Origin of the sequence: Actinoplanes couchii, from assembly GCF_016862075.1 — a bacterium.
Lineage (GTDB): Bacteria > Actinomycetota > Actinomycetes > Mycobacteriales > Micromonosporaceae > Actinoplanes > Actinoplanes couchii.
Map to the genome: position 1 here is coordinate 131,122 of NZ_BOMG01000055.1, position 11,863 is coordinate 142,984.

The window sequence follows — 11,863 nt, forward strand, 5'->3', positions numbered from 1 at the left end:
CACCGGACCGCCCGGCGACCGCCGGGCCGGATGCGGCTCTCACCGTGCCGGACCGCCCGCTGTCGACAGGCATCGGTCGACCTCGAGACGGAAATCGGCGGGCTCCCCGTGCGGGGGGGCCCGCCGATTCATCGGCCGGTTCGGTCTCAGCGGTCCAGGACCGGTCTCAGGTCCAGGACCGGTCTCAGGTCCAGGACCGGTCTCAGCGGTCCAGGACCAGGGAGACCTTCTGGAACTCCTTGACGTCGCGGTAGCCGCACTTGGCCATCGCGCGCTTCAGGCCACCGAAGAGGTTGAGCTGGCCGTCGGCGCTGGCCGCTGGGCCGTAGAGGACCTCTTCCAGGGTGCCGTCGGGCTCGCCGGCGATGCAGAAGCCACCGCGCGGCAGGGCCGGGTGCGACGCTGACGAGTGCCACCAGGCGCCGCCCGCGGGGGCACCCTCGGCCAGCGACAGCGGCTCGCCGAGCATCACCGCGTCGGCGCCGCAGCCGATGGCCTTGGCGATGTCACCGGAGGTGGCCACCCCGCCGTCGGCGATCAGGTGCACGTAACGGCCACCGGTCTCGTCCAGGTAGTCGCGGCGGGCGGCCGCGGCGTCGGCGATCGCGGTCGCCATCGGCACCCGGATGCCGAGAACCGTGTCGGTGGTGGACCACTCGTCGGCGCCGACACCCACGATCACGCCGGCCGCGCCGGTACGCATCAGGTGCAGAGCCGTCTTGTAGTCGGTGCAGCCGCCGACGATGACCGGCAGGTCGAGGTCGGCGATGAACTCCTTCAGGTTCAGCGGCTCGTCCGTGGTGGACACGTGCTCCGCCGAGACCAGGGTGCCCTGGATGACCAGGATGTCGACGCCGGCGTCCAGCACCACCGGGGCGAGCGCCAGGGTGTGCTGCGGCGACACCCGGACCGCCGTGGTCACGCCGGACGCCCGGATCTGCTTGACCCGCTCGGCGATCAGCTCCGGCTTGATCGGCTCGGCGTAGACCTCCTGCAGACGCTTGGTGGCGTCGGCGTCCTCGTCGAGCGAGGCGAGCTCTTCGAGGATCTTGGTGGGGTCCTCGTACCGCGTCCAGAGGCCTTCGGCGTTGAGTATCCCCAGGCCACCGAGGCGACCCAGGGCGATCACCGACTCCGGGCTCTGGGTGGCGTCCGACGGGTGCGCGACACAGGGGATCTTGAAGGGGTACGCGTCGAGCTTCCACTCGGTCGACACGTCGTCCACGTCGCGGGTGCGACGGCTCGGAACGATGGCGATGTCGTCCAGGTGGTAGCCGCGCTGGGCGGTCTTGCCTAGGCCGATCTCCACTACGTCACGCATGGCAGGGGCTGCCTTCATTCATCTTCACGGGCGGCGGGTGGGGCGGTTCGATGGTTCAGCGGGAGTGGTAGTTCGGAGCCTCGACGGTCATCTGGATGTCGTGCGGGTGGCTCTCCTTGAGGCCGGCCGCGGTGATCCGGATGAGCTGTCCACGCTCCTGCAGGTCGGGGATGGTCTCCGCGCCCACGTAGCCCATGGCCGCGCGCAGCCCGCCGATGAGCTGGTGCGCCACCCTGGACAGAGGACCACGATAGGGCACCTGACCCTCGACGCCCTCCGGGACCAGCTTGTCCTCGTTCACATCCTGCTGGAAATACCGGTCCTTGGAGTACGACTTCGCCTGACCGCGCGACTGCATGGCCCCGAGCGAACCCATCCCGCGGTAGGACTTGAACTGCTTGCCGTTCATGAAGATCAGCTCGCCGGGGCTCTCCTCGGAGCCGGCCAGCAGGCTGCCGAGCATCACGGTGCTGGCGCCGGCCACGATCGCCTTGGCGATGTCACCGCTGTACTGGATGCCGCCGTCACCGATCACCGGGACACCGGCCGGGGCACAGGCCCGGTTCGCCTCCATGATCGCGGTGATCTGCGGGACGCCGACACCCGCGACGATCCGGGTGGTGCAGATCGCGCCGGGGCCGACACCGACCTTGACCGCGTCCGCACCCGCCTCGACAAGCGCCTTGGCACCCGCGTAGGTGGCGATGTTGCCACCCACGATGTCGATGGCGACGTCCTTTTTCAGGCGGGCGACCATCTCCAGCACGGCCCGCTGGTGACCGTGCGCGGTGTCGACGATGACCACGTCCACACCGGCGTCGACCAGGGCGCGGGCCCGCTTGTAGGAGTCGTCGCCGACCCCGACGGCGGCGGCGACCCGGAGGCGGCCCTGCGCGTCCTTCGCGGCGTTCGGGTACTGCTCGGACTTGGTGAAGTCCTTAACGGTGATCAGGCCGCGCAGGTGGCCGCTCTCGTCGACGAGCGGCAGCTTCTCCACCTTGTGGCGGCTGAGCAGGGCCAGCGCCTCGTCCTTGGTGACACCGACCGGCGCGGTGATCAGCGGCGTCTTGGTCATCACGTCGCGCACCTTGGCGTCGTGGTCGCTGACGAAGCGCATGTCCCGGTTGGTGACGATGCCGACCAGGGTGCCCTCGCTGTCCACCACCGGGGCGCCGGAGATGCGGTACCGCGCGCAGAGCGCGTCGACCTGGTGCAGGGTGTCGTCGGGCCCGCAGGTGATCGGGTTGGTGATCATGCCGGACTCGGACCGCTTCACCAGGTCGACCTGGTTCGCCTGGTCCTCCACGGAGAGATTGCGGTGCAGCACGCCGATGCCGCCCTGACGTGCCATGGCGATCGCCATCCGCGCCTCGGTGACCGTGTCCATGCCGGCGGAGAGCAGCGGAATGGAGAGCTCGACGTTGCGGGTCAGTCGCGTGACCGTGTTGACCCGGCTGGGGACCACGTCCGACTCACCGGGCTGCAGCAGCACGTCGTCGAAGGTGAGGCCGAGAGGAACGGTACGAGCGCTGTCAGTTTCCACAAATCATCCCTAGAGAAGAGGCGGAGTCCAATCATCCTACCCATCCCGGACGGAGCACTCAGGCGGCGGACAGAACGTGCGGGCCAGCACACATGCGGGAGAGGTGAGTACGGTATGGGGGTGCAAGATGAGCCGATCGACCCGTTCAACGGCGACCCGACCGACCCGGCCGCCGGACTCAACGACCTCAACGAGGATGCCGAGTCCGAACCGCTGACCGAGGACGAGCGGCAGGACGTCCTGGAAGACCTCTCCGACCTGGAGATCTACCAGGCGCTGCTGAGTCCGACGGGCATCCGCGGGCTGGTGATCGAGTGTGAGGACTGCCACGAGCCGCACTACTTCGACTGGGATCTGCTCCGGGGCAACCTGCGTCACCTGCTGACCAGTGGCCGGCCCCGGGTGCACGAGCCCGCTTACGACCCGGACCCGGACCACTACGTCACCTGGGAGTACGCGCGGGGATATGCCGATGGTGTGCACGACACCCTGACCGAGGGCAGTGACGACGAGCCCGCATGAGCCCGGCGGTCGCGGGGTGACATCGACCCGGGACCGCCTCGCGTCGTAGCCACGGTCACCGTGATCGGGCGTACAAAAAAATGGGGTGGATGGTTTTCACCACCCACCCCGTCGCGAGTTAAGCGACCAACCCCGCTCTGAACCCCGCGGCCACCGCATGCGCCCGGTCGCGGGCGCCGAGTTTGCGGAAGAGCCGCCTGGCGTGGGTTTTGACGGTGTCCTCGGAGACGAAGAGTTCCCGCCCGATCTCGGCGTTGCTCTTGCCGTCGGCCATCCCCCGCAGGACCTGAAGCTCACGCTCCGTGAGGGTGAGCCGTCGCCCGGCGGGTTGGGCCTCCCCCATCCCGACGCCTGCCTCGTTGCCCGGCCAGGCCACCATCGGCCGGCCGGTCGCCGGATCGATGGGTGCGTCGCCACGCTGCGCCGGGACCATCGGAGCGTTGGGCCCGAGCATCGCCGGGACCGCCGCCGCGTTGTGCACCCCGATACCTCCGGGGCCCTGCTGATATTGACCCCGGGCGGCCGGGGAGTTGTTGTTCCGGATACCGCCGGCCACTCCGGCCGGCTGAGCGTTCGCGCCGTTTATCGGCATGCCCTGCGGGCGTACCGGCAACAGCAGTAGGAGCAGCGCCTTCGCCACGACGCTGACCAGGTCGTGCTCGACGCCACGAATGACGCCGCGGGCACCGGCGGCGACCGCTGCCGCCGCCACCCGTGGATCTTCCGCACCGAAGAGCACCACTTGTGCCTGCGGGGCTCGTGCCAGTACACGCCGGGTGAAACCGACGCTGTCGGGCCGGGTCACGGCGGTGTCGGCCAGGACCACTTCGGCGGGCCGTTCCGCCAGTCGGATCATGGCCTCGGTCTCGCTGACCGCGGTCCGGACGACACCGGTCATGCCGAGCCGGGCCGCGGTGGACGCGACGGTCTGGGCCGCCAGCGGGGTTCGGACGCACACGAGGACGGTACGCACAGTGATCCTCCTTCTCTCTCAGAGGAGATCACGCGAGGGCCGCAGCATTACGCGCTTTAGATGGAAAAAACGGGAAAGAAAGGTATGACTTGCCACCCCTTTGCCATACCGCTCGCGAAGACATCGACCTGTTACGTGTGAGCCGGGCGGTGCCGGGGTAAACCCGGCGACAGGCCTGTGCCGGGCCCCCCACGACGAAGCTCCGCGGTGCCGCGCAGGAGGAGGGTGTAGATGTCGAACGTTCGCAGGCTGCCCGGTCCCATCGCCGATATCTGGGACTGGCAGAGACTCGGTCTCTGCCGGGGCCGGGACAGTGCGCAGTTCTTCCACCCCGACGGCGAGCGCGGGTCGTCCCGCAATCGCCGCGAGGCCAAAGCCAAGACCATGTGCGGCGCCTGCCCGGTCCGGGCGGAGTGTGCCGCACACGCTCTCGCGGTTCGCGAGCCGTACGGAGTCTGGGGAGGTTTCAGCGAATCGGAGCGGCTGCGGCTGCTCGCGGTCGGCTGGGAGGACCTTGCCGATCGTCACGGACGGGTCGACCTGCTCCGGCTCGAGGCACGCCTCGGCCGGCCCCACAAATCAGCGGTTCCCGCGCAACGACAGGCGCCGGCTGCCTGACGCCGGCCGGCACGGAGCACCACACGACTTCCGACACGGTCCTCCCCGGAGGGCCGAGTCGAGTGGTTCAGCGGTTCTTCAACCGCATTGGTGGACATGCAAGCCACCGTATGAGCGACTTGCTTTCCCGAGTCGGACCGAAAGTGCGGCTTTTCCCTACTCGATCTCGATGCTGACCTGATGCCATCCGGTCGCCCCGTCCGGGGCGGGTGGCGCCTCGTCCTTGACCTGTGTCATCCCGTCGAGATCGGTCGCGCGGACCCGCAACGTGTGCCGGCCCGCCGTGGCCTTCCAGCTCAGGCTCCATTGGTGCCACGTGTCCGCGGAGACCGCCGCGGCCAGTTCGGCGGCCCGCCAGGGCCCCTCGTCGACCTGCACCTCGACCTTGCCGATCCCGCGATGTGTCGCCCATGCGACTCCGGCCACCGTGACCGTCCCGGCGGGCTTGACCGCACCCTCGCGGGGGCTGTCGATTCTTGACTGCGTCTTCACCGGCGCCTGTGCCGACCAGCCACGGGGCACCCAGTACGCGTCGAAATCAGTGAATCGGGTCAGCTCGATCTCGGTGATCCACTTGCAGGCGGAGACGTAGCCGTACAGACCGGGAACGATCATCCGGACCGGGAACCCGTGCTCGACCGGGAGCGGCTCACCGTTCATCCCGACCGCCAGCAGAGCGTCCCGGCCGTCCCGCAGCACCGCCGTCGGGGTGCCGCAGGTCCAGCCGTCCGCCGACCGCTGCACCGCCTGATCCGCTTCGGGCAGCGGGTCGGCCAGATCCAGCAGCGCCTTGATCGGGGTGCCCAGCCAGAGCGCGTTGCCGATCAGATCACTGCCCACTTCGTTCGACACACAGGCGATCGTCACGTATCGCTCGACCATCGGCAGGCGCAGCAGATCCGCCCAGGTGATCGTGATCGGATGGCGAACCATTCCGTGGATGCGAAGTTCCCAGGAGAAGGGGTCCACCTGTGGAGTGACGATGGCGGTATCGATCCGGTAGAACTCCCGGTTCGGCGTCACGTACGGCACCGCCCCGTCCGCCTGTACTCCGGGCGACAACGCGGGCGCCCGCTCGGCCGGCGCCGGCAGCACCACGTCCTCCCGGGCCGCGGTCACCGCCCGCCGGGACGTCAGCATCCGCCCGCCGGCCCCGGCGACCACCGACACCGCCGCGATGACACCCAGATCGCGCAGGAACCGCCGCCGCTCCGGGCTCTCCCGCGCGGACAGCGTCGTCAACTGCCGGAGAACCAGGACCGCCACCGCGGCGCCCACCAGCGACGGCACCGCGGCCACCGTTCCGGCGCCCGGCCGGGTCACCGCCGCCACCGCGCCGACCAGGCCGAACAGCGCGACCCCGGCGACCGCGAACCACCAGCGCCGGCGGGCCAGCAGACCGGTGCCGAACGCGTAGCCGGCCAGCAGCAGCGCGGTGCCGACCAGCAGCGCGGTCTTGTCGTGCACCCCGAAGACGGCGATCCCGAAGTCCTTGACCGGCGCGGGCACGTGGTCCACCACCACGCCACCGACCGCGACCAGCGGGGACGACCGGTTCCCGGTGAGCGCGGCGACCACCTCGGCGATCCCGAGCGCCGCACCGGCCGCCACCACACCGGCCAGCCCGGCCCGTATCGAAGGTTTCACCGGACCATCCTCTCTCGCCGGCTCAGTCCCGCATCAACTCGCGGAACCGCCGGCGCACCGAGCCCAGCCACGCCGCGCTGATCAGCACCGCGAAGAAGCCGCCACCCAGCACGTTCCAGGTCTCGTCGCCGAAGAGCACACTGCCGATCGCGTAGCAGCCGAACACACCGAGGGCCACCGCGCCCAGCCCGTTCAGGACGGCCCAGGTGAGCCGCCGGTTCCGGATGTACGCCCAGCGCACCCGGGTGAGCAGGCCCGGCCGGCGCTGCGGGACCGGGATCGACTCCGGTTCACGGGCCGGCATGGTGACCCGTGCGCCCGGATCCACCGCGGTGTCGATCGCCGCCGTGACGGCCGGGCCGTCCGCGAAGAGTGTGGGCTCGGCGTGCACCTGGATGCCGTCGTGGCCGATCAGCCGGCGGGCCCCGTCCGGCCAGGCCAGCACCGCCGCGCAACTGTCGAACCGGACGGTGGCCAGGTCGTCGCCGCGGGTCAGGGTCACCCCGTCGGCGGCGACGGTCAGGGTGGCGCCGTCCGGCCGGTACCCCAGCGCCGCGTGCACCCGGCCGTCGACGGCGGCGTCCGAGCCGGCCGGGGCCTCGGCGTACCCGGCCCAGTCGGCGCGGGTGCGGCCCGGGGTCATCAGCAGCCCCTCCGCGACGGCCACGGCGGCGACCGCGACGACGTCGTCCCGGCCGACCGCCCGCAACTCGGCCTGGATCTCCTCGGCGGTGGTCCGCACCCGCTGCCCGGTGAGCAGGTTGAACACTTCGCCGGGAAGAGAGCCGGCGCCGGTGATCTCGTCGGCCCGGTTCTTGACCACCGCGGCGACGTCGGCCTCGTCGATCACGCCGAGTCGCATGGCGGCCAGCACGTCGACGAAGGCGCCGAGGACCGCGCCCTGTTTCTCCGGCAACGAGTCGGCGAGCGCGGTGATCACGGCGGTGCCGTCGGCGCGGGCGGAGACGTCGGCCCGGACGGTGTAGGAGAGGCCGCCCTCCTGGCGCAGCGAACGGAACAGCACACGTTCCAGCACACCCGCGAACACCAGCGCCGGTGCCCCGCGCGGCACCACGGTGTCCCATGCGACGAGGTCGGCCCCGCCGGGGAACCAGGCCGGGCGCACCGGCAACGCCGACGACACGGGCGGAACCGGCTGCCGGTCACCGTCCGGCAGGTCCAGGTCGAGCCCGGCGGGCACCCCGGCGCCGGCGATCCACAGGGCTGCGTTCTGCCGGTTGAAGTACCGGGCCGTCCAGGACCGCAGGTCGTCGATGGTGAGATCGGCGAGTCCCCACTCCGGGTAGGCGACCGATCCGTAGCTCTCGGCGCCGTGCCGCCACAGGGCCAGCGCCTCGCCCGGCCCGGTGTCGCGGCTGTTCCCCTCGGTCCGCAGGATCTCCTTCTCCGCCGCGAGGCGCTGCTCCGGCAGATTCCGCAATGCCGCGCAGACGCCGTTGAGGAAGGCGACCACCTCGGCCTCGGTGCCCCGCATGTGGAACCAGGTGAATTCGGCGCCGGTGGCGGCGTTGTAGTGGTGGTCGGCCGCCCCGAACGAGTGCAGGGCGAGATGCTCGATCAGGTGGGTGACGCCGCGCCGGGCCAGGGGCTCGTCCACCTGGCCGACCCGGAACACCAGCCCGGCGTGCAACGGGCCGGTGGTGGGCGTGTGCAGGACCGGAATGCCGCCGATCTCGGACCGGTTGATCATTTCGCACCTCCGAGCGCCCGCTCGCGGGCCTCGCCGAACTCATGGACGGCGTCGCCCAGTCGCGCCCAGGGGTTGCCCGCACCCAGGTCGTCCAGTGCTTCCGGGTCCTCGGCGGCCCGGTCGCCCATGTGATCGAACATCCGGGCCGCGGCCGGCTGGTCGCCGAGCAGCGTGAAACACAGGGCGAACAGGTTCAGGAACCCGAGCCGGCCGTAGCCGGTGGGGACACCGGACCGTTCGGCGGCCCGCTGGATCTCCGCCCGGACCGGCTCCTGGACGAGGTAGGCGGTCAGTACTTCGGTGTGGCTCAGCCCGCGGTCCGGGTCGACGAGCCCGTGGTCGATGTGGGCTGCCGCGACCAGGGCGCCGTGCGCACCACCGGGCGGCGCCGCGGCCGCCGTCTCGCGGGCGAACTCGTGCGCCGGTTCCCAGGAGCCGTCCCGTCCCGGGTAGAGGCTGCGCAGCATGTCGAACTGTCCGGGCAGGTGATCGGGGGCGGCGGCGAGCAGCCGCTGGTAGCGGCGGCGGGTCTCGGCCGGGCCCAGGTCCAGCCCGTGGGCGGAGACCAGCCGGGCGCTCCAGATCGCCGGGTCGGCCGGGTTCTGCACCGCGCCGTCGATCAGCGTCTGCTCGGCCCGGCACAGCAGCTCCCGGGTGAGGGTGGCCCGGTCGTCCAGCTCGTACCAGGGCCGGTCCTCGGCCCGGATCGCCCGGACCCGGTGGAGCAGGTGCTCGCCGAGCAGCGCCGACGCGGTCCCGTCGGCCGGATCGGCGCGCAGCACCGCGGTCAGGAACCCCTCGATGTCCGGCAGGCCGGCGACGGCCCGGATCAGCGCGGTCCGCTCCATCGGGCCGGCGGCATCGAGCACGGCACGGCATCCCGGCCAGTCCTGGGCGCTGACGGCCGTGTGCAGCGGGTGTGCAGACATGGCGGGCAGCATAGGTGACCTGGCCGGATCCGCACTGTGACGATGATCAGTCCGAACGGGCCGGGTTCCGGGCGTGCTGCTGTCTGCGCAGCTCGACGGCGGAGTCCAGGGCGATCCGGCCGGTGAAGGTTCCGAAGAGGACACTCGCCGAGGCGACCAGGCCGTACTCGCCGACATCGCCCAGCACCCCTCCGCTGGGGCCCTGGGTGAGCATCATGGTGAGGACGCCCAGACCGCCGGCCACCACGAAGAGGGTGGCCATCCCGGCGACGAGCAGGGTGATCAGCGGCCGGCGGGTGTCCACCGGCTCCTCCTCGCGCTCGGTGGCCGGGCGGGGCTGCGGGATCCGGTCGCGGTCGCGGGGCGGCATGCCGATCCGCAGCCGCTCCGGGATCCACTGGTCGACGTCGTGGACCACCTGCTCGGCGTCCCGGTAGAGGGTGGGTTCCACCCGGGCCATCACGGCGTCCTCGCCGATCAGCTGCCGGGCACCGTCCGGCCAGGCCAGCACGGCCGCGCAGGCGTCGTACCGGACGGTGCCGACCACGTCGCCCTCGACCACGCTGATCCCGTCGGCGCCGCTGATCAGGCGCAGGTTGCGGTCACCCCGGCCCCGGTGGGTACGCCCGTCGAGCACCGTCTCGGACATCGTCGGCGCGGCGGTGTACCCGGCCCAGTCGGCGCCACCGGTGCCCGGCGCCATCAGCAGCCCGGCGTCGTACGCGGCGGTCGCGACGGCTGCCACGTCACCGGCGGTGACCGCGCGCACCTCGGCGAGCGCCTCGTCCAGGGTCTGCACGGCCCGCCCGGCGAGCAGGTTGAACGCCTGCCCGGGCAGGCGGGCGCCCCGGCTCTCGGCGTCGCGCAGCCCGACTCCGGTGTGTTTGACGACGGTGCCGACCTCGTCCTCGTCGATCCGCCCGGCCCGCAGCTCGGCGAGCACGTCGATCAGCCCGCCGAGGGCGCCGTCCTGCCCGCCGGGGACGGCCTCGGCGAGGGCCAGGATGCGGGCGGTGCCGTCGGCGCGGGGTTCGTACTCGGTGCGGGCGTCCTCGGCGACCCCGGCACGGTCGCGCAGCTCGTGCTGGAGACGGCGTTCCAGGACGGTGGCGAAGACGGCGGCGCCGGCGTCGCGGTGCACCACGGTGTCCCAGCCGGCCGTGCCGTCCGGGCCGGTGAACCAGGCCGGGGTGGCCGGCAGGACGGTGACGGCGCGGGGCGCGGGCTGCCGGGTGCCGTCCGCCAGGTCCAGGCTCAGACCGCCGGGCACCTCGTCGCCAGCCACCCAGAGGGCAGCGTTCGCCCTGGTGAACCAGCGGGCGATCCAGTCACCGACCTGGTCGGTGGTGAGCCCGGGCAGGGCCCATTCGGGGTAGCTGGCGACTCCGTACGAGCGGGCGCCGTACCGCCACATCGGCAGCGGGTCGCGGTCCCGGGGCGCGGTCATCCGCTCGCGGGCCTCGGCGATCCGGTCGGCGGACGGGTTCCGCAGCGCCGTGCAGACGCCGCTGAGGAAATCGGCGATCTCGGTGGGCGTACCGCGGGTGTGGAAGTAGGTGTGCTCCGGTCCGGTGCTGCCCGGCGCGCCGGTGACCAGGTGCTCGATCAGCCGGGTGATGCCCCGCAGCGGCAGCGTCTCGTCGGCGGTACCGACCCGGAAGACCAGGCCGGCGTGCATCGGGCCGTCCGCGGGGGCGTGCAGGGCCGGCACTCCGTCGACCTCGAGTCGCGTGATCACTGCTCGCCTCCCGTCGCCCGCTTGCGGTACCTGCTGATCACCGTGGCCGGGTCGCCCAGGAGATCCCACGGCTGTGCCGAGTGATGATCGCCGAGCGCCCCGAACAGTCCGGCCGCCGCCCGGTCGTCGCCGATCAGGGCGTACGCCATGGCGAAGGTACTGGTCACGCGCACCCAGCCGTGCGTGTGCCGGTAGTCGGGGTGGTGCACCGAGCGGTCGGCGGCCTCGTCCAGTTCGGTGTGGACGGTCGCGTCGTCGAGGTGGCCGGCGGCGATGTGCCGGTCGATGTGGTACTCGGCGACCAGCACCGGACTCAACGAGCCGGGCGTGGCCTCGGCCGCGGCGGTACGGGCGAAATCGTACGCGGCGTCCGGATCGTGGCCGCCGAGGTACCGCAGGTACTGGGACTGGCCGGGCACGTGGTGCCTGTCGATCTCGGCGAGCCGGTCGTAGCGGCGGCGCGCTTCGGAGGGGCCGAGCCGCAGGCCACGGGCGGTGCGCAGGCGGACGGTCCAGATCGCCGGATCGAGCGGGCTGCGGGCGGCCGCGTCGACCAGGACCCGCTCGGCGGCGGTGAAGTCGCCGGAACCGGCCAGATGCCGGCCCAGCAGGGCCCCGGCGGCGCCGTCCGACGGGTCGCCGGAGAGCACGCCGCGCAGGAAGTCCGTGATGCCCTCGGTCTCGGCGGCGACGGTGGTGAGGCAGGTCCGTTCCACCGGTTCCGCGCCGTCGAGGGTCTCCCGGCAGGCCGGCCAGTCGCCGGAGTCCAGAGCCGCGCGCAGAACAGCCACTTTCGGGTACGCCGCGGCCGGATCCAGGAGCATGGGCGGCAGCATAGATCTTCCAAAATTACATGCTGTT

The 11,863-nt window shown here is 71.7% G+C and carries 10 protein-coding genes; 2 read left to right on the plus strand and 8 right to left on the minus strand.

From position 1 onward, the window contains the following. Positions 1–202 precede the first annotated feature (202 nt). Both Aco03nite_RS22185 and guaB read right to left on the minus strand, forming a co-directional pair. Positions 203–1,321 (minus strand): GuaB3 family IMP dehydrogenase-related protein, encoded by a 1,119-nt coding sequence (locus Aco03nite_RS22185; protein ID WP_203797469.1) that lies wholly within the window; start codon positions 1,319–1,321, stop codon positions 203–205. A 55-nt stretch (positions 1,322–1,376) separates the two neighbouring features. After that, the gene (gene guaB, locus Aco03nite_RS22190; protein WP_203797470.1) at positions 1,377–2,864 is read right to left on the minus strand and encodes an IMP dehydrogenase; all 1,488 of its coding nucleotides are present in this window, start codon (positions 2,862–2,864) and stop codon (positions 1,377–1,379) included. Between the two features lie 120 nt (positions 2,865–2,984). On the opposite strand from guaB, the gene Aco03nite_RS22195 reads away from it, so the two are divergent. Further along, a complete protein-coding gene (locus Aco03nite_RS22195; RefSeq protein ID WP_203797533.1) occupies positions 2,985–3,386 on the plus strand; it encodes a DUF5319 domain-containing protein in 402 nt (133 codons plus the stop codon). 118 nt (positions 3,387–3,504) lie between these two features. On the opposite strand, the gene Aco03nite_RS22200 is transcribed toward Aco03nite_RS22195, so the two are convergent. Next, on the minus strand, positions 3,505–4,359 hold the full coding sequence (locus Aco03nite_RS22200) for a response regulator transcription factor (RefSeq protein ID WP_203797471.1): 855 nt from the start codon (positions 4,357–4,359) through the stop codon (positions 3,505–3,507). Between the two features lie 231 nt (positions 4,360–4,590). Between Aco03nite_RS22200 and Aco03nite_RS22205 the strand changes: the two genes are divergently transcribed. Next, the gene (locus Aco03nite_RS22205; RefSeq protein WP_203797472.1) at positions 4,591–4,977 is read left to right on the plus strand and encodes a WhiB family transcriptional regulator; all 387 of its coding nucleotides are present in this window, start codon (positions 4,591–4,593) and stop codon (positions 4,975–4,977) included. A 156-nt stretch (positions 4,978–5,133) separates the two neighbouring features. On the opposite strand, the gene Aco03nite_RS22210 is transcribed toward Aco03nite_RS22205, so the two are convergent. Genes Aco03nite_RS22210 through Aco03nite_RS22230 form a run of 5 tightly spaced genes read right to left on the minus strand, consistent with a single transcriptional unit; the run spans position 5,134 to position 11,826 of the window. Beyond that, complete coding sequence (locus Aco03nite_RS22210; protein ID WP_239145337.1) at positions 5,134–6,624, minus strand: molybdopterin-dependent oxidoreductase; 1,491 nt, start codon at positions 6,622–6,624, stop codon at positions 5,134–5,136. Between the two features lie 22 nt (positions 6,625–6,646). Then, positions 6,647–8,335 (minus strand): peptidase M16 family protein, encoded by a 1,689-nt coding sequence (locus tag Aco03nite_RS22215; RefSeq protein ID WP_203797473.1) that lies wholly within the window; start codon positions 8,333–8,335, stop codon positions 6,647–6,649. Further along, the gene (locus Aco03nite_RS22220; protein ID WP_203797475.1) at positions 8,332–9,264 is read right to left on the minus strand and encodes a hypothetical protein; all 933 of its coding nucleotides are present in this window, start codon (positions 9,262–9,264) and stop codon (positions 8,332–8,334) included. Before Aco03nite_RS22220 ends, Aco03nite_RS22215 begins: the two co-directional genes overlap by 4 nt. 46 nt (positions 9,265–9,310) lie before the next feature. Continuing rightward, the gene (locus Aco03nite_RS22225) at positions 9,311–11,002 is read right to left on the minus strand and encodes a peptidase M16 family protein (RefSeq protein ID WP_203797477.1); all 1,692 of its coding nucleotides are present in this window, start codon (positions 11,000–11,002) and stop codon (positions 9,311–9,313) included. Further along, positions 10,999–11,826, minus strand: a complete 828-nt coding sequence (locus Aco03nite_RS22230) for a tetratricopeptide repeat protein (protein WP_239145338.1) — start codon at positions 11,824–11,826, stop codon at positions 10,999–11,001. The genes Aco03nite_RS22225 and Aco03nite_RS22230 overlap by 4 nt, the downstream gene beginning before the upstream one ends. Positions 11,827–11,863 lie beyond the last annotated feature (37 nt).

Bases quoted from the DNA above. Each gene is read 5' to 3' on its own strand.
- Aco03nite_RS22205 (WP_203797472.1), top strand. From the start codon at position 4,591: ATGTCGAACGTTCGCAGGCTGCCCGGTCCCATCGCCGATATCTGGGAC.
- Aco03nite_RS22215 (WP_203797473.1), bottom strand. From the start codon at position 8,335: ATGATCAACCGGTCCGAGATCGGCGGCATTCCGGTCCTGCACACGCCC.
- Aco03nite_RS22185 (WP_203797469.1), bottom strand. From the start codon at position 1,321: ATGCGTGACGTAGTGGAGATCGGCCTAGGCAAGACCGCCCAGCGCGGC.
- Aco03nite_RS22230 (WP_239145338.1), bottom strand. From the start codon at position 11,826: ATGCTCCTGGATCCGGCCGCGGCGTACCCGAAAGTGGCTGTTCTGCGC.
- Aco03nite_RS22220 (WP_203797475.1), bottom strand. From the start codon at position 9,264: ATGTCTGCACACCCGCTGCACACGGCCGTCAGCGCCCAGGACTGGCCG.